Genomic DNA, 15,968 nt, shown 5'->3' with positions numbered 1-15,968 from the left:
CTCAGGGCCGCCAGCCAGTCTGCGCGGCCCACTGCTCGGCCCGCAGGTACTCCTCGTCGAACCAGGGATCGCGGGCCGTGCCGGGGCCGCCGACGTCCGGTGCCGCTTCGACCAGATCCCGCTTGAGCAGCAGGTACGCCGCCCGCTGATCCGGATCGGCGCGCAGGTGGTCGCGCATCAGCAGCGCGTACCGCCAGCCCGGGGAGTCGGCCGCCCGCACGTGCAGGCGCACCGGCCGGGCCGGGTCGGCGCTGCCGTGCAGCCGCTTCTCCCACCGGCCCTGGCCGGCCGGACGCGGGTCGTCCCACCAGTGCCCCGGCACCCGTGGGAACCCGGCGTTCGCCAGCCGGTCGGCCAGTGCCCCGTCGGCGTCGGCGAGGGTGGGCACGGCCACCTGCACGTCGATGACGTCGGCGGCGGCGGAGCCGGACACCGCGGTCGCGCCGATGTGGTCGATCCGCAGGTCGGCCGGGGCGAGCGCGTGACGGATCCGGGCGGCCAGCCGTGCGTACTGCTCGGGCCAGCTCGGGTCGCTCCTCGCCACCCGGCCCTCACCCGGCGGGACCACCCGCCGCTCCCGCAGGTTGTGCTCGTAGGGCTGCAGCCGCTGCCGCCACAGCGCGTCGACGGCGGCGTGCAGCGCCGCAAGGCTCGCGTCGTTGGTCAACACCACGTCCGCCGCCGCGCGGCGACGCGCGTCGTCGGTCTGCGCGGCGATCCGGCGCTCGGCCTCCGCGCGGTCCATCCCCCGGTTACGCGTCAGTCGCTCCAGTCGGGTCGCGACGGCCGTCTGCACGACGACCACCAGGTGGTACGTCGGCGCGAGCCCCACCTCCACCAGCAGCGGTACGTCGTTCACGACGATCGCGTCCGGTGCCGCCGCGGCCATGAGCTCGGCGGTACGGGCGCGGACCCGGGGGTGGGTGATCGCCTCCAGCCGGCGGCGGGCGGCCTCGTCGGCGAACACCACCGCGCCCAGCGCGGCGCGGTCGAGCGCGCCGTCGGCGTCCAACACCCGTTCGGAGAAGGCGGCGACGATCTCGGCCAGCCCTTCGGTGCCCGGTGCGACGACCTCCCGCGCGACGCGATCCGCGTCGATGAGCACCGCACCCAACTCGACCAGCCGCGCAGCCACCGCGCTCTTGCCCGACCCGATACCGCCGGTCAACCCCACCCTCAGCACCCGACCAGTCAACCGGATCACGAATCCCGCCGCCACATCCACCCCCGTACAACGGGTCCGCGGGGCACGGGCAGGGTCAGATCGGTCGATCAAGGATGTAGTGGCATCCCGGCCGACCGGAGGCCCCTACATCCACGATCGAGCACGATCTGGTGGCCGAGACTGCGCGGCGGGAACGGCGAGGGCCCCGCCCCCGACGATCCGAAGATCGCGGGGACGGGGCCCTTCGTCGTTCAGCGGGTCACTTACCGCCGGCGAGCTTCTCCCGCAGTGCGGCGAGCGCCTCGTCGGTGGCCAGCGTGCCGGCCGGCTCCTCGGCCTGCCTGCTCGGGGCCGGGCTGGACGAGGAGGTGGTGCCACCGCCGCCGCCGCCAGCGGCCGGAACGACCGGAGTCGGGTTGGCAGCAGCCTCGGCGTCGGCGGCCCGAGAGGTCTGCACCTGCTTGGTGTGGGCCTCCCAGCGCTGACGAGCCTCGGCGTACTGGTTCTCCCAGGTCTCGCGCTGCTTGTCGTACCCCTCGAGCCACTCGCCCGTCTCCGGGTCGAAGCCCTCCGGGTAGATGTAGTTGCCCTCGGTGTCGTACGTCGCGGCCATGCCGTAGAGGGTCGGGTCGAAGTGCTCCTCGCCCTCGACGAAGCCCTCGTTGGCCTGCTTGAGCGACAGCGAGATCCGGCGACGCTCAAGGTCGATGTCGATGACCTTGACCATGACCTCGGAGCCGACCTGGACGACCTGCTCCGGGATCTCCACGTGGCGCTCGGCCAGCTCGGAGATGTGGACCAGGCCCTCGATGCCGTCGTCCACCCGGACGAACGCACCGAACGGCACCAGCTTGGTGACCTTACCCGGCACGATCTGCTGGATCGCGTGGGTGCGGGCGAACTGCCGCCACGGGTCCTCCTGCGTCGCCTTCAGCGACAGCGAGACGCGCTCGCGGTCCAGGTCGACGTCCAGGACCTCGACCTCGACCTCCTGGCCCACCTCGACGACCTCGGACGGGTGGTCGATGTGCTTCCAGGACAGCTCGGAGACGTGCACCAGACCGTCGACGCCGCCAAGGTCCACGAAGGCGCCGAAGTTGACGATCGAGGACACGACGCCCTTGCGGACCTGGCCCTTCTGCAGCTTGTTGAGGAACTCGGTGCGCACCTCGGACTGCGTCTGCTCCAGCCAGGCCCGGCGGGACAGGACCACGTTGTTGCGGTTCTTGTCCAGCTCGATGATCTTGGCCTCGAGCTCACGCCCGACGTACGGCTGCAGGTCACGCACGCGCCGCATCTCGACCAGGGACGCGGGCAGGAAGCCGCGCAGCCCGATGTCGAGGATGAGGCCACCCTTGACAACCTCGATGACCGAGCCGCGGACGACACCGTCCTCGTCCTTGATCTTCTCGATCGTGCCCCAGGCCCGCTCGTACTGCGCCCGCTTCTTGGAGAGGATCAGACGACCCTCCTTGTCCTCCTTCTGGAGGACCAGGGCCTCGATGTGGTCACCAACCGTCACAACCTCGGCGGGGTCCACGTCGTGCTTGATCGACAACTCCCGAGAGGGGATGACACCCTCGGTCTTGTAGCCGATGTCGAGCAGGACCTCGTCCCGATCGACCTTGACGACGGTGCCTTCGACAATGTCGCCGTCGTTGAAGTACTTGATGGTCTCGTCGATCGCGGCGAGGAAAGCCTCCTCGGAACCGAGATCGTCGTGGGTGACCCGGGTGGCGCTCGAGGGGGCCTCGATGCTGCTCGTCATGTGGGCGGTTGCTCCGGTCGGTGGGTTGTCACAGCAGGCTGGTGTCGCGGTGACCTGTTCGCGCCAGCGGATCCGTCGCCGGGCACACCGAACGATCGCCTAGTGAGATCATGATGTGCTCCGTCGACCGCGCACCTGCTCCCTGCCGAGACACACGATCCGCGAGCGCATCGTCTAGCCTACCGTGCGCATTACCACAGCGTGCAAGCCCTCCCTTCTCCTCGCCGTGTGATGACCTGCGAAAGCCGAACAATCGCCCGGAAACCACCTCTGGTGTCTCGTGTGTCACAGCGGCCCCGGGGGCACCAGCGAGAAGGTGCGCCGAACCGGCCCGGCGGGTCGGCCCCGCCCACCGCTTGACCTGGCCACGGCGGGGCCTAGCGTGAGCCCGGTGGATGACGACAGCCGGGTGACCCGGCGCCGGGTGGGTGACGCCGAGGCTCGGCGGGCTAACCGCGGCTGGTGGGACACCGACGCCGACGACTACCAGGCCGAGCACGGCGCGTTCCTCGGTGACGTGGACTTCGTCTGGTGCCCGGAGGGTCTGCGCGAGGCCGACGCCCGGCTGCTCGGTGACGTGTCCGGGCGGCGGGTGCTGGAGGTGGGCTGCGGGGCGGCGGCCGCCGCCCGCTGGCTGGCCACCCAGGGCGCCCGGCCGGTCGCCTTCGACCTGTCCGCCGGCATGTTGCGGCACGCGGCACAGGCCGCCGACCGCAGCGGGGTACGCGTACCGCTGGTGCAGGCCGACGCGCTCGCCCTACCGTTCGCCGACGAATCCTTCGACACGGCCTGCACCGCCTTCGGCGCGATCCCGTTCGTGGACGACTCGGCGGCCCTGCTCGCCGAGGTGCACCGGGTGTTGCGCCCCGGCGGTCGGTGGGTGTTCTCGGTGACCCACCCGATGCGGTGGATCTTCCTCGACGACCCGGGCGAGGGCGGGCTGACGGCCGTGCACTCGTACTTCGACCGCTCCCCCTACGTGGAGCAGGACGAGTTCGGCGTGGCCACCTACGTCGAGCAGCACCGCACGCTCGGCGACCGGATCCGCGAGCTGGTGGGCGTCGGGTTCCGGCTGCTGGATCTGGTGGAGCCGGAGTGGCCGGAGGGGCACGAGGGGATCTGGGGGCAGTGGAGCCCGCTGCGCGGCCGGCTCTTCCCCGGCACCGCCATCTTCGTCACCGAGAAGCCGGCCGCCTGAGCGCGTCGCACCCACAGTCCGACCTGCATCCACCCAGTTGGAGGCGGCGACCCACCTCGCGTTGCTTGAGGCGCTGTCCCATCGATGGGCCGTAGGCTCGCCCTATGAGCGCGGAGCCCATCCCGACACCACCTGGCCCCTGGTGTCCGGACCCGATGCGGCAGCAGCGTGCCGACTACACGCTGGAGGACCTGCTCGCCCTGCCGGACGACGCTCCCCGCGTCGAACTCGTCGATGGTGTTATCCAGGTGACCCCCTCCCCCACCCTGGGCCACCAGGACATCTCATTCCTGGTACGTCTGTGGCTCCAATCTCACGCGCCCAGCAACCTCCGGGTCGCCCAGGCCGTCGGCGTCGGGCTCGGTTTCAACACCAGCCGGCAGCCGGACGTCCTGCTGTACCGCGCCGAGGTGCCGGCTGATCAGTCCATGCTGCGATCGGCGGACGTTGTGCTCGCCGTGGAGATCGTCTCGCCGGGCACGCGGCGGATCGACCGCTTCGCCAAACCCGGCGAGTACGCCGCCGCCGGCATCCCCTTCTACTGGCGGATCGAGCAGGACCCGGTGCACGTCTACGCCTACCGGATCGGCGACCGGGTGGGCCCTGGCGGCGAGCGGCAGTACGAGCTGGCGGCCGACGGCGCCGACGTGATCGAGCTGACCGAACCGTTCGAGATCAAACTTCCGATCACCGAGATCAAGCCGTAGTCGGTCGGCTCGGCCGCCGTTTCGCCCCGGCGGTGCCGGGTAGCCGGAGCGTATGGCCGAGCAGAGGGAATTCCGCGAGGGCGACCACGTCTCCTGGGCCAGTCACAGCGGCCGGGCGCACGGCGTGGTCAGGGAGAAGCTGACCGATCGGACGCACGTACGCGGCCACACCGTGAACGCGTCCGAGGACGAGCCGCAGTACCGGATCCGCAACGACGACTCGGGCCGGGACGTGGCCCACCGACCCGAGGTGCTGCGTCATGAGCGGTCGTGACGAGGGGCGCGACACCTACCGGGAGTTCACCGAGGCGGTGAACATGAAGCCCGGTGAGCTGTCGTCCTGGCTGGAGACCGACGAGTCGAAGCAGGTCGGCTGGCACAAGGGCGGCCACGCGGGCGGCGGCGAGTCGGTCGGGCACGACTCCGGGCGGAAGATCGTCAACCTGTTGCGGCGCAAGCGTGCCGACCTGTCCGAGGGCGACTACAAGCACATGCGCAAGGTCGTCGGGTACGTCCGCCGACACATGGCCCAACGCCCCTCCGGCGACGTCCGCGACACCAAATGGCGCTGGTCCCTCATGAACTGGGGCCACGACCCGCTGAAGTAACTCAGTGGTCGGCGCTGTTCCAGTCCCGGCCTTCGCCCACCGACACCTCCAGCGGCACCGACAGCGGGTACGCGGCGCCCATCTCCCGTCGGACAAGCGCCTCCAGCGTCTCGCGCTCACCGGGGGCGACCTCGAAGACCAGCTCGTCGTGCACCTGCAACAGCATGCGGGAGCGCAGGCCAGCCTCGCCGAGCGCGGTGTCGACGTGCAGCATCGCCACCTTGATGATGTCGGCGGCCGAGCCCTGGATCGGGGCGTTGAGGGCCATCCGCTCGGCGATGTCGCGGCGTTGCCGGTTGTCGCTGACCAGGTCGGGCAGGTAGCGGCGGCGACCGAGGATGGTCGAGGTGTAGCCGTCCTGGCGGGCTCGGGCGACGACCTGGTGCAGGTAGTCGCGCACCCCGCCGAAGCCGGCGAAGTAGTTCTCCATCAGCCCGCGCGCCTCTTCGGTGCCGATGCTGAGCTGCTGGGACAGCCCGAACGCGCTCAGCCCGTACGCCAGGCCGTAGTTCATTGCCTTGATCTTGCGGCGCTGGTCCGGGGTGACCTCGTCGACCGGAACCCCGAAGACCGACGAGGCGGTGGCCGCGTGGAAGTCGGCGCCGGAGTTGAACGCCTCGATCAGCGCGTCGTCCGAGGAGAGGTGCGCCATGATCCGCATTTCGATCTGGCTGTAGTCGGCGGTGAGCAGGCACTCGAACCCCTCCCCCACGACGAAGGCCCGGCGGATGCGTCGGCCCTCCTCGGTGCGGATCGGGATGTTCTGCAGGTTGGGCTCGGTGGACGAGAGCCGCCCGGTGGCCGCCACCGTCTGGTTGAAGGTGGTGTGGATCCGGCCGTCGTCGGAGACCGACTTGAGCAGACCGTCCACTGTCGACTTGAGCTTGGCCACGTCGCGGTGGCGCAGCAGGTGGGCCAGCACCGGGTGCGGCTGCTGCGCGTAGAGCCACTGCAGGGCGTCGGCGTCGGTCGTGTAGCCGGTCTTGATCTTCTTGGTCTTGGGCAGGCCCAGCTCGGTGAAGAGGATCTCCTGCAACTGCTTGGGCGAGCCGAGGTTGAACTCCCGGCCCACCGCCTCGTACGCGCCCTGCGCGGCGGCCTTCACCTCGGCGGCGAAGTGCGCCTCCAGCTCGGACAGGTAGTCGGTGTCGGCGGCGATGCCGGTGCGCTCCATGCCGGCGAGGACCCGCATCAGCGGCAGCTCCACCCCGGCCATCAGCCGGGCGGACTGCTCACCATCGCGGGACAGCTCGGCGTCGATCGCATCGGCCAGGTCGAGGGTGGCCCGCGCCTGGAGCATGAGGTTCTGCTCGGCCACGCCCTCGTCGCCCAGCCCGTCGAGGGTGAGCTGGCCGGTCTCCGGCGTGTCCACCCGCAGCTCGCGGTGCAGGTAGCGCAGCGCCAGGTCGGTCAGATCGTAGGACCGCTGGTCGGGGCGGGCCAGGTACGCGGCGATCTGGGTGTCGCGGATGACGCCGGCCAACTCCCAGCCGTGCGCCGAGCAGGCCAGCACGGCCGGCTTGCTGTCGTGCAGCACCTTGGGCCGCTGCGCGTCGGCCAGCCAGCCGGCCAGCGCGCCCTCGTCGGTGGCGTCGAGGCCGGTGGGGTCGATCCAGGCGGCCGCGCCACCTGCGGTGGCCAGCGCCAGGCCGGTGATCGAGGCGGTGTGCCGGCGGTTGGGGCCGGTGTCGAGTTTGACGGCCAGCCCGACCGAGGTGCCGACCGGGGCGTGGGTGCCCAGCCAGGCGGTCAGCGCGCCGGGCTCGGTGAGCAGCTCGCCGGTGAGGTCGAAGCCGGACTCGGCCTCGGGCTCGACGGCCTCCAGATATTGGTAGAGGCGGTCGCGCAGGATGCGGAACTCCAGGGTGTCGAAGACCTGGTGCACCGCCTCGCGGTCCCAACCGGTCCAGCGGGTGTCCTCCGGGCGCAGCGGCAGCTCCAGATCGGACACGAGCCGGTTGATCTCGTAGTTGCGGATCACGTCGGCGAGCCGCTCGCGCAGGCTGTCGCCGGCCTTGCCCTTGATCTCGTCGGCGCGGGCGATCACGCCCTCCACCCCGCCGTACATGGTGATCCACTTGGCGGCGGTCTTCGGGCCGACGCCGGGGATGCCGGGCAGGTTGTCGCTGGTCTCGCCGACCAACGCGGCCAGGTCCCGGTACTGCTGGGGCCCGACGCCGTACTTCGCCTCGATCGCCGCCGGGTCCATCCGGGCGAGGTCGGAGACGCCCTTGCGTGGGTAGAGGACGGTGATCTGGTCGTCGACGAGTTGGAACGCGTCCCGGTCGCCGCTGCTGATCAGCACCGACATGCCCTGGTCGCGGGCCTGGCAGGCGAGCGTGGCGATGACGTCGTCGGCCTCGAAGCCCTCCTTCTCCACCACCGGGATCTGCAGTGCGGCCAGGACCTCCTTGACGAGGCTGACCTGGCCCTTGAAGTCGGTCGGCGTCTCGCTGCGGCCAGCCTTGTACTCCGCGTACCTGTCGGTGCGGAAGGAGCGGCGGGAGACGTCGAAGGCGACGACGATGTGGGTGGGCTGCTCGTCGCGCAGCACGTTGATCAGCATCGAGGTGAAGCCGTAGACGGCGTTGGTCGGCTGACCCGTCGTGGTGGAGAAGTTCTCCACCGGCAGGGCGAAGAACGCCCGGTAGGCCAGGGAGTGTCCGTCGACGAGGAGCAGGCGCGGCGTCGTAGCTGTCACGGCAGCGACTCTAGTCCGTCGGACCGACATCCCCGGGTGGCGGCACCGGGCCCCGGACGCGAAAACGGACAGCCGGCGTCAACGCCGACGGCCGGCCACCCCCGCGAGGGGACGGCCGGCCGCCGGACGAGGTGGCTCAGGCCACGCCGAGGTACGCCTCCTTGATCGACGGGTCGTGCAGCAGGTCCTGACCGGACCCCTCCTTCACGATCCGGCCGGTCTCCAACACATAGCCGCGGTGCGCCCGGGAGAGCGCCTGCTGGGCGTTCTGCTCCACCAGCAGGATCGTGGTGCCCTGCTGGTTGATCTCCGTGATGATGTCGAAGATCTGCCGGATCACCAGCGGGGCCAGACCCATCGACGGCTCGTCGAGCAGCAGCAGCTTCGGCCGGCTCATCAGCGCCCGACCGACCGCGAGCATCTGCTGCTCGCCGCCGGACAGGGTGCCGCCGGCCTGCTTGCGCCGCTCGCGCAGCCGCGGGAAGAGGGTCAACACCCGGTCCAGGTCGGCGGCGATGCCGGCGGAGTCCCGCCGGGTGTACGCCCCCATGTCCAGGTTCTCCATGACCGTCATACCCGGGAAAATCTGCCGACCCTCCGGGGACTGGCACAACCCCCGGACGACCCGCAGGTCGGCCCGGAGCTTGCTGATGTCCTCGCCGTTGAACGTGATCTTGCCGCCGGCGAGCGCCCGGGTCCCGGAGATGGCCCGCATGGTGGTGGTCTTACCGGCGCCGTTCGCGCCGATCAGGGCCACCACCTCACCCTCGTTGACGCTCAGGCTGATGCCGTGCAGCGCCTCGATCCGGCCGTAGGCGACGGAGACGTTCTCGAGATCAAGCAGCGTCATCGGCGGGCTCCCCCAGGTACGCGGCGATCACCTTCGGATCGCGGCTGACCTCCGTGGGCGCACCCTCGGCGATCTTGCGGCCGAACTCCAGCACCACGATCCGGTCGGTGACCCCCATGACCAGCCGCATGTCGTGCTCGATGAGCAGCACGGTCAGGCCCATGTCGCGGATCTTCCGGATCAGGGTGAGCAGTTCCTCCTTCTCCGCCGGGTTGAAGCCGGCGGCCGGCTCGTCCAGGCAGATCAGCTTCGGCTCGGTGGCCATCGCGCGGGCGATCTCCAACCGACGCTGGTAGCCGTACGGGAGGTTGCGCGCCTCGTCGTTGGCCCGGTCGGCGATCCCGACGAAGCGCAGCAGCTCCAGCGCCTTGGCCTCGGCTGCCCGTTCCTCGAGGATGTGCCGGGACAGGCCGAACGTCTTGGCGAACGACCGGCGCGTCTCCTGCCACGTCCGCCGGATGCCCGCCTCGGCGGTGACCTGCGGCAACTCGTGTGGCTTCGGCCGGAGCCGAGGCACCCGGAAGAGCGCCCCGGGCACGCTGGTCTTGTGCCGGGAGTCCGTGCCGACCATGACGTTCTCCAACGCCGTCATCTCCGGAAAGAGACGGATGTTCTGGAACGTCCGGGAGATGCCCAGCTGGCTGATCTGGTGCGGCTTGCGGCCGGTCACCTTCTGGCCCTGGAACCGGACCGCACCGGAGGTCGGCTTGTAGACCCCCGTCATCACGTTGAAGCTGGTGGTCTTGCCGGCGCCGTTCGGCCCGATGAGACCGAGGATCTCACCCTCGTAGATCTGGAAATTGATCTTGTCGAGGGCGACCACGCCGCCGAAGCGGAGCGTGACGTCGTCGACTTCGAGCAGCACCTTCCGAGGCCCCGGCTGAGTCGGGATCTTCGGCGTCGCGGTGCTGGTGGTCTGGTCAGACATGAGCGGGCGCCTCCTCTGCCTCGGCCGCGCGATCCTTCAACTCGCGGGCTCGCCGCCGGCTGGGGATCAGGCCCTGCGGACGCAGGATCATCACCAGCACCATGGCCAGGCCGAAGACCAGCCAACGGTAGTCGGCGAAGTCGCGGAACCGCTCCGGCAGGTACGCCAACAGCACCGCGCCGAGCGAGACGCCGATCATGTTGCCGGAACCGCCGACCACGACCATGGCGACGAAGAGGATGGACAGGTTCGCGTTGAACTGGGTCGGGTCGATGAACGCGTTTCGGCTGCCGAAGAGGAAGCCCGACAGGCCGCCGAGCGCCGCGCCCATGGCGAACGCCCAGAGCTTGAACTTGAACGGGTACACGCCCATCACCGCGGCGGCGTCCTCGTCCTCGCGGACCGCCAGCCACGCCCGGCCGACCCGGCTGTGCTCCAGCCGGCGGACCAGGACCACCATCAGCAGTACGAAGGTGATCGCCAGCCAGTACCAGGGCTTCGCGTCGATCAGACCGAAGACCTTGTTGTCCGCCGACGGCGGGCCCTCCGGGCCGGGAATGGCCGAGATGCCGACCGGGCCGTTGGTGACCCCGGTGGCGTTGCGGGCCACGATCCGGATGATCTCACCGAAGCCGAGCGTCACGATCGCCAGGTAGTCACCGCGCAGCCGAAGCGTCGGCCAGCCCAGGATCACCCCGGAGATCATCGTCAGCACGATCGCGAGCAGGAGACAGATGCCCCAGGTCACCGCCCAGGTCGGCGGCAGGTCGAACTCCTGCTGGATCCACTTGACCACCGGCGAGTTCACCGAGCCGAACAGCGCCACGCTGTAGGCGCCGATGGCGAAGAAGCCGATGTAGCCCAGGTCGAGCAGACCGGCGAGGCCGACCACGACGTTCAGGCCGATCGCGACCAGCACGTAGATGGCGCAGACGAAGAGCACGCCCGCCCAGTTGTTGCCGCCCTCGATCGAGTCGGTACGCAGGTTGTTCAGACCGGGGATCATGAGACCGCCGGGCAGCTTCCCCAGATACGGCAGGTGGTACAGGAAGACCAGCAGAGCGACCACGCCGACGGCCTTCTGCCACCTCGGCAACGCCCGCCAGCGGTCACCGACCGAGTTCAGCAGGCCGACACGACGGCGGTCAGCGGAACGGATTTTGTCGATCATGCGCGGGCCCTCCCGAGCGACTCACCCAACAGGCCGGTGGGCCGGAACATCAGCACCACGATCAGCACCACGAAGGCGATGACGTCCTCCCAGTTGGACGCGAAGAGCGTGGCGCCGTAGACCTCGACGATGCCGAGGAACAGGCCGCCCAGCAGCGCGCCGCGCAGGTTACCGATGCCGCCCAGGACCGCGGCGGTGAACGCCTTGAGGCCGAGCACGAACCCGATGCTGTTCTGGGTGAAACCGAACCGCATGCTCCACAACAGAGCGGCAGCGCCGGCCATGATGCCACCGAGCACGAAGATCAGCATGATCACGCGCTCCTGGTTGACCCCCATCAGCGCGGCGGTCTCCGGGTTCTGTGCCACCGCTCGCACACCCCGGCCGTACCGGGTGCGGTTGATGAACCAGTCCAGCAGCGCCATCATCACGACAGCCGACACGAAGACGATCAGCTGGATGTTCGTGATCGCCGTGTTGCCGATGGTGAACAGGGTCTCCTGCTGGATGATCGTCGGCATACCGACAATCTGCCGGGGCCGACCGAACGCCGCCGGCAGCACGTTGCCCAGCAGCTTGGGCAGCACCTGCCCGAAGAGTTCCACGAAGACCAGCGACAGGCCGATCGCGGTGATCAGGAAGATCAGCGGCGGCGCGTTCTTGCGCCGCAACGGTCGGTACGCGATCCGCTCCAGAGCCAGAGCTGTTCCGCCGGAGGCGACGGCCGCGACGACCAGACCGAGCAGCAGGAACAGGATCGCCTGGCCGATAGGAGGGTTATTTTCCACCCCGAGCTGGTTCCAGAGGATCAGCACCGCGAAGGTGCCGACCATGAAAACCTCGGAGTGCGCGAAGTTGATCAGACGAAGGACGCCATAGACGAGGGTGTAGCCAAGGGCGATCAGGGCGTAGATGGCGCCCTTGGACAGGCCGTCGACCGTGTGCTGGCCGAGATGGCCGATCAGTTCATCGAAATGCACCGGGGGTCTCCTTGAATCGAGTGCGGCCGGGGTGGTCGACCCCGGCCGCACTCCAGTGCCTGGGCGTCAGCTGAGCTTGAGCTCCTGCAGCGGCTCGATAGCCGTGCCCTTGATCTGGTAGGCCCAGATGACGACCTTCGACGGGTCGACGTCACCCTTGGCATCGAACTTGATGTACTTCGACACGCCCTGCTTGTCGTACGACTTCACGTACGCCAGGATGTCGGCCCGGGTCTTCTTGCCGTCCTTGAAGGCGTCCAGGTAGACCTTCGCGCCGTCAAAGCCCTCAGCGCCGTAGGAGCCCGGCGGGATGCCGTACTCCTTCTGGTAGTCGGCGGAGAAGGTGCCGCCGGCCTTGTCGGCCGGGAGGCACGGGCAGGTGATGATCGAGCCCTCGGCACCGCCGGAGGCACCCGCCGGGAACGCCGGGTCGTACAGACCGTCCGGGCCGACGAACTTGGCCTGGACACCGGCGGCACGCATCTGCTTCACCAGCGGAGCGGCCTCACGGGTGTAACCGCCGTAGAAGACGAAGTCCGCCCCAGCGGAGCGGATCTTGGAGACGGTGGCGTCGAACTGCGCCTGGCGCTCCTGGATCTTGTCCTTGTTGACCACCAGCGGGCCGAGCTGCTTGCCCAGCTCGTCGGTGATGCCCGCGCCGTACGCGCTGGCGTCATCGACGAGGAAGACCTTCTGCGCGTTCTGGGTCTTCAGGTAGCTCGCCACCGCGCCGGCCTGCGTGCCGTCGTTGCCGACGACCCGGTAGAAGGACGTGTTGCCCTTCTGGGTCAGGTCGGTGCGGGTCGCCGACGGGCTGACCATCGCCAGGCCAGCGGCCTGGTAGATCGGCATCGTGGCGTCCGACTCACCGGAGAAGTGACCACCGATGACACCGAGGAACGAGTTGTCCCCCGCGATCTGGTTCGCGAACGGGGTCGCGACAGCCGGGTCACCCTGGGTGTCGAACTCCTGCATGGTGACCTTGCAGTCCGGGTTCGCCTCGTTGAACTGCTTCACGGCGAGCTTGGCGCCGTTCAGCGACGGGATCACCAGACCCGCGTTGTCACCCGTGAACGCGCCGAAGATCGCGATCTTGCCACCGCAGTCACCGGACGCGGTCCCACCGCTTTCGCCACCGGAATCCTGGCACCCAGCAGCGACCACCAGGGACGCGGCGAGCGCGACAGTTCCCAGCGCTCGTACATAGCTTCGCCTCACGGCTTCCTGACCTCCTCCAGATGCGGACGCGGCTGACCCGTTAGCGACGGCGACAGCAGCAGACCCGCAATTCCACCCACCCCGCAGAGACTCCCCCTGCGTTACGGCTCGTGATGGCGGAGCGTACCGACACCGCACACCGTCGTGGAAGGCCTGAACGGGGGGTCTGCGAAACCGTTACGAAGACGTACGCAATCCAGTCGATGCCCGTAACAGGTGAATCCGTCGATCGGTCCTTAAGTCCGCGTCCGGATGGGACTCAGACACCCTTGTCCGTGCCGGTAAACGCCGCCTGAACACCGCCTGAACTGTAAAAACGTCCAGCAGTCAGCTCGGCCGGGCCGGTACGCCGCCGACACACCCCGCCATCAGGCGCCCGGCCCGCTCGCCGACCACAGACCGGCCCGTGACCCATCGTCCACCGCCAACCACCACCGGTCACCCACCGCCACCAGCGCCACATCGCGATCGGCACCCGCCCCGGCCTCCAGCGGCATCGCGGCCTGCCGCCACGACCCACCCCGGTCCGCCGACACCCACACCGAGTATCGCGTTCCGTCGGCCACCGCGGCGAACAACCGATCCCCCGCCGCCACCAGCGACGCCACCACCGGCACACCCGAGGAGGACCGCCGACCGAACGCCCCCGCGGCCACCCAGCCCCCCGCCTCCTGCCGCCACGCGCCGAACGTCGCCCCGCGCAGCCCGACCGCCACCGGCACCCCACCGACCAGCGCCACCCGCTGCAACTCCTCGTACTCCGAGCCGCCCGGCAACACCGTGCGCCGCCAGGACCGCCCGTCCGGCGACGACCACACCGCTGGATCCCGGTCGATCCGGCCAGCCGGCAGCAAGCCACCCACCGCCAACCAACCCGCCGGCACCGCCACCGCGTCGAACGCCCAGGTCACCCCCACGGCGTCACTCGCCAGCTCCGGCGCGCCCTCCACCAGCGCGAACTCCGCCGCGTCCGGCGCCGACACCCAGGAGGCCGCGCCCGCCGAGCGATTGCCGACGATCAGCCAGCCCGGCGGACCCGCCGCCAGCCGGGACACGTTCACCGCCTTCGGCCCGCCGTACGTCTCGAACGGCGCCTGCACCTCGACCAACGCGCCGTCGGCCCGCTGCCGCCAGGTGCTGATCCGCGGATAACCGTGCGCCCCACCGACCTTGGCGCCGATCACCGCCGCCGTCCCGTCGCGACAGGCGACTGAGGAGAGCACGTTCTGCCGGCCGTAGAAGGAATCCGCGCGCACGGGCAGCGACGTCCACGTCGTACCGTCCACACTGGTCCACGCTGCTGGACGGGTGCCGCCACCCGTGTCCGCGACGCCGCCGACCAGGAACCAGCGCCCCGAACAGGCCGCCAGGTCGCGTACCAGCAATCGGCCGGCGTCGCCCGGCGGCGCCGGCAGTGTCAGCGCCTGCCAGCCCGGCCGTAGCGCCGACGCGGCGGCCGACGTCGGCCCGGACGACCCGTCGCCGGTCGGCGGCGCCGGGCCGTCACAACCGGCGAGCAGCAGTGCGAAGAGGCCGAACACCGCGACGACCTGTCGGACGGACATCTGTCGATGCTAGCCACCGACCACCGTGCGGTGTGCCCTCCGCGTGCGCCGGGCGCTCAGACGGTCGGCTGGGGCGCCTCGCCGCCGGCGGTCTCCGTGAGGATCCGCTCGGCGACCTCCTTCATGGTCATCCGGTGGTCCATCGCCGTGCGCTGGATCCACTTGAACGCCTGCGGCTCGGTCATCCCATAGGTGGTCATCAGCGCGCCCTTGGCCCGCTCCACCGTCTTGCGGATCTCCAGGCGGTCGGTCAGGCTCGCGACCTCCGCCTCCAGGGCCGCGACCTCCGAGTAGCGCGACAGCGCGATCTCCACCGCCGGGACCAGGTCGCTCTTCTGGAAGGGCTTCACCAGGTACGCCATCGCGCCCGCCGCCCGCGCCCGCTCCACCAGGTCGCGCTGGCTGAACGCGGTCAGGATGATCACCGGGGCGATCCGGGCGCCGGCGATCCGCTCGGCGGCGGCCAGCCCATCCATGATCGGCATCTTGATGTCGAGGATGACGAGGTCAGGCTTCAGCTCCTCGGCGAGACGGACGGCGGTCTCGCCGTCACCGGCCTCCCCGACCACCTCGTAGCCCTCTTCGACCAGCATCTCGGCGAGGTCCAGCCGGATCAGCGCCTCGTCCTCGGCGATCAGCACGCGCCTGCGCTCGGTATCCGTCGGTATCTCGGCCACCAGCCCTACCCCCACCATCGTTTCTGCACGGCTACCACCCATGCTCCCGCAGAAGCGTAGTCGGGTACAGTAAGCCGCACTCGCCGGGATGGTGGAACGGCATACACGGAAGTCTCAAACACTTCTGCCCGAAAGGGCTTGCGGGTTCGAATCCCGCTCCCGGCACTTTGTCATACACCTGTTCGACCAGGTGGGCGTGAGTCCACCGCCGATGCGGGCACAGGCCACGCCCTCCCCGCTCGCAGGCGCGACATCCGCTCGACGGCCCACACGCCTCGTTGCCGGACACCACGGTCCGGCAGTGGTGCGTCGATCGGCCCGAACCCGCGACGTTCGGCACCGGCCACGGTGCTTTCACCGCCTGCCTGCCAGATGTCGACAATCCGACCGACCCCGCCCGCCTACGGGTATCCGCCCGGCCTGATCGACTCC

The 15,968-nt window shown here is 69.8% G+C and carries 14 protein-coding genes and 1 tRNA gene; 5 read left to right on the top strand and 10 right to left on the bottom strand.

Annotation, left to right across the window (positions count from 1 at the left end; all coding sequences use genetic code 11):
* Position 1: 1 nt before the first annotated feature.
* Both coaE and rpsA read right to left on the bottom strand, forming a co-directional pair.
* Positions 2–1,183: a dephospho-CoA kinase gene (coaE, locus tag ABZ780_RS15290; RefSeq protein ID WP_357486373.1), complete on the bottom strand. Its 1,182-nt coding sequence runs from the start codon at positions 1,181–1,183 to the stop codon at positions 2–4.
* 241 nt (positions 1,184–1,424) lie between these two features.
* Positions 1,425–2,933 carry a 30S ribosomal protein S1 gene (gene rpsA / locus ABZ780_RS15285; RefSeq protein WP_357486371.1) on the bottom strand — a complete coding sequence of 503 codons (1,509 nt, stop codon included), beginning with the start codon at positions 2,931–2,933 and terminating at the stop codon, positions 1,425–1,427.
* Between the two features lie 391 nt (positions 2,934–3,324).
* On the opposite strand from rpsA, the gene ABZ780_RS15280 reads away from it, so the two are divergent.
* From ABZ780_RS15280 to ABZ780_RS15265, 4 genes are all read left to right on the top strand, one after another.
* Positions 3,325–4,131, top strand: a complete 807-nt coding sequence (locus ABZ780_RS15280) for a class I SAM-dependent methyltransferase (protein WP_357486369.1) — start codon at positions 3,325–3,327, stop codon at positions 4,129–4,131.
* A gap of 104 nt (positions 4,132–4,235) precedes the next feature.
* Positions 4,236–4,838, top strand: coding sequence for a Uma2 family endonuclease (locus ABZ780_RS15275; RefSeq protein WP_357486367.1), 603 nt, complete (start codon positions 4,236–4,238; stop codon positions 4,836–4,838).
* Positions 4,839–4,890: 52 nt separating this feature from the next.
* Positions 4,891–5,112, top strand: coding sequence for a DUF2945 domain-containing protein (locus tag ABZ780_RS15270; RefSeq protein WP_357486365.1), 222 nt, complete (start codon positions 4,891–4,893; stop codon positions 5,110–5,112).
* The gene (locus tag ABZ780_RS15265) at positions 5,099–5,446 is read left to right on the top strand and encodes a DUF3140 domain-containing protein (protein WP_357486363.1); all 348 of its coding nucleotides are present in this window, start codon (positions 5,099–5,101) and stop codon (positions 5,444–5,446) included. Before ABZ780_RS15270 ends, ABZ780_RS15265 begins: the two co-directional genes overlap by 14 nt.
* A 1-nt stretch (position 5,447) precedes the next feature.
* Here the strand turns inward: ABZ780_RS15265 and polA are convergent, their stop codons facing one another.
* The 8 genes from polA to ABZ780_RS15225 form a co-directional block, all read right to left on the bottom strand.
* Positions 5,448–8,147 (bottom strand): DNA polymerase I, encoded by a 2,700-nt coding sequence (gene polA / locus ABZ780_RS15260; protein ID WP_357486361.1) that lies wholly within the window; start codon positions 8,145–8,147, stop codon positions 5,448–5,450.
* A gap of 136 nt (positions 8,148–8,283) precedes the next feature.
* Entirely contained in the window at positions 8,284–8,997 is a 714-nt protein-coding gene (locus ABZ780_RS15255; protein ID WP_357011156.1) for an ABC transporter ATP-binding protein, read from the bottom strand.
* The gene (locus tag ABZ780_RS15250; RefSeq protein WP_357011154.1) at positions 8,984–9,925 is read right to left on the bottom strand and encodes an ABC transporter ATP-binding protein; all 942 of its coding nucleotides are present in this window, start codon (positions 9,923–9,925) and stop codon (positions 8,984–8,986) included. Before ABZ780_RS15250 ends, ABZ780_RS15255 begins: the two co-directional genes overlap by 14 nt.
* Complete coding sequence (locus ABZ780_RS15245; protein WP_357011152.1) at positions 9,918–11,096, bottom strand: branched-chain amino acid ABC transporter permease; 1,179 nt, start codon at positions 11,094–11,096, stop codon at positions 9,918–9,920. The genes ABZ780_RS15250 and ABZ780_RS15245 overlap by 8 nt, the downstream gene beginning before the upstream one ends.
* Positions 11,093–12,076, bottom strand: a complete 984-nt coding sequence (locus tag ABZ780_RS15240) for a branched-chain amino acid ABC transporter permease (protein WP_357011150.1) — start codon at positions 12,074–12,076, stop codon at positions 11,093–11,095. The genes ABZ780_RS15245 and ABZ780_RS15240 overlap by 4 nt, the downstream gene beginning before the upstream one ends.
* A gap of 66 nt (positions 12,077–12,142) precedes the next feature.
* Positions 12,143–13,294, bottom strand: coding sequence for a branched-chain amino acid ABC transporter substrate-binding protein (locus ABZ780_RS15235; RefSeq protein ID WP_357011148.1), 1,152 nt, complete (start codon positions 13,292–13,294; stop codon positions 12,143–12,145).
* A gap of 368 nt (positions 13,295–13,662) precedes the next feature.
* The gene (locus ABZ780_RS15230; protein WP_357486359.1) at positions 13,663–14,859 is read right to left on the bottom strand and encodes a hypothetical protein; all 1,197 of its coding nucleotides are present in this window, start codon (positions 14,857–14,859) and stop codon (positions 13,663–13,665) included.
* A gap of 56 nt (positions 14,860–14,915) precedes the next feature.
* Complete coding sequence (locus ABZ780_RS15225) at positions 14,916–15,536, bottom strand: response regulator (protein ID WP_357011144.1); 621 nt, start codon at positions 15,534–15,536, stop codon at positions 14,916–14,918.
* A gap of 82 nt (positions 15,537–15,618) precedes the next feature.
* Here ABZ780_RS15225 and ABZ780_RS15220 point away from each other — a divergent pair.
* Positions 15,619–15,701, top strand: a tRNA-Leu gene (locus ABZ780_RS15220).
* Positions 15,702–15,968: the final 267 nt, after the last annotated feature.

This window comes from Micromonospora sp. NPDC047467 (genome assembly GCF_040643095.1).
Classification (GTDB): domain Bacteria; phylum Actinomycetota; class Actinomycetes; order Mycobacteriales; family Micromonosporaceae; genus Micromonospora.
Note: the sequence above shows the minus strand (reverse complement) of the source record. Positions and strands in the feature narration are given on the sequence as shown.

Bases quoted from the DNA above. Each gene is read 5' to 3' on its own strand.
- ABZ780_RS15245 (WP_357011152.1), bottom strand. From the start codon at position 11,096: ATGATCGACAAAATCCGTTCCGCTGACCGCCGTCGTGTCGGCCTGCTG.
- ABZ780_RS15275 (WP_357486367.1), top strand. From the start codon at position 4,236: ATGAGCGCGGAGCCCATCCCGACACCACCTGGCCCCTGGTGTCCGGAC.
- rpsA (WP_357486371.1), bottom strand. From the start codon at position 2,933: ATGACGAGCAGCATCGAGGCCCCCTCGAGCGCCACCCGGGTCACCCAC.
- ABZ780_RS15270 (WP_357486365.1), top strand. From the start codon at position 4,891: ATGGCCGAGCAGAGGGAATTCCGCGAGGGCGACCACGTCTCCTGGGCC.
- ABZ780_RS15230 (WP_357486359.1), bottom strand. From the start codon at position 14,859: ATGTCCGTCCGACAGGTCGTCGCGGTGTTCGGCCTCTTCGCACTGCTG.
- ABZ780_RS15255 (WP_357011156.1), bottom strand. From the start codon at position 8,997: ATGACGCTGCTTGATCTCGAGAACGTCTCCGTCGCCTACGGCCGGATC.
- ABZ780_RS15265 (WP_357486363.1), top strand. From the start codon at position 5,099: ATGAGCGGTCGTGACGAGGGGCGCGACACCTACCGGGAGTTCACCGAG.
- ABZ780_RS15250 (WP_357011154.1), bottom strand. From the start codon at position 9,925: ATGTCTGACCAGACCACCAGCACCGCGACGCCGAAGATCCCGACTCAG.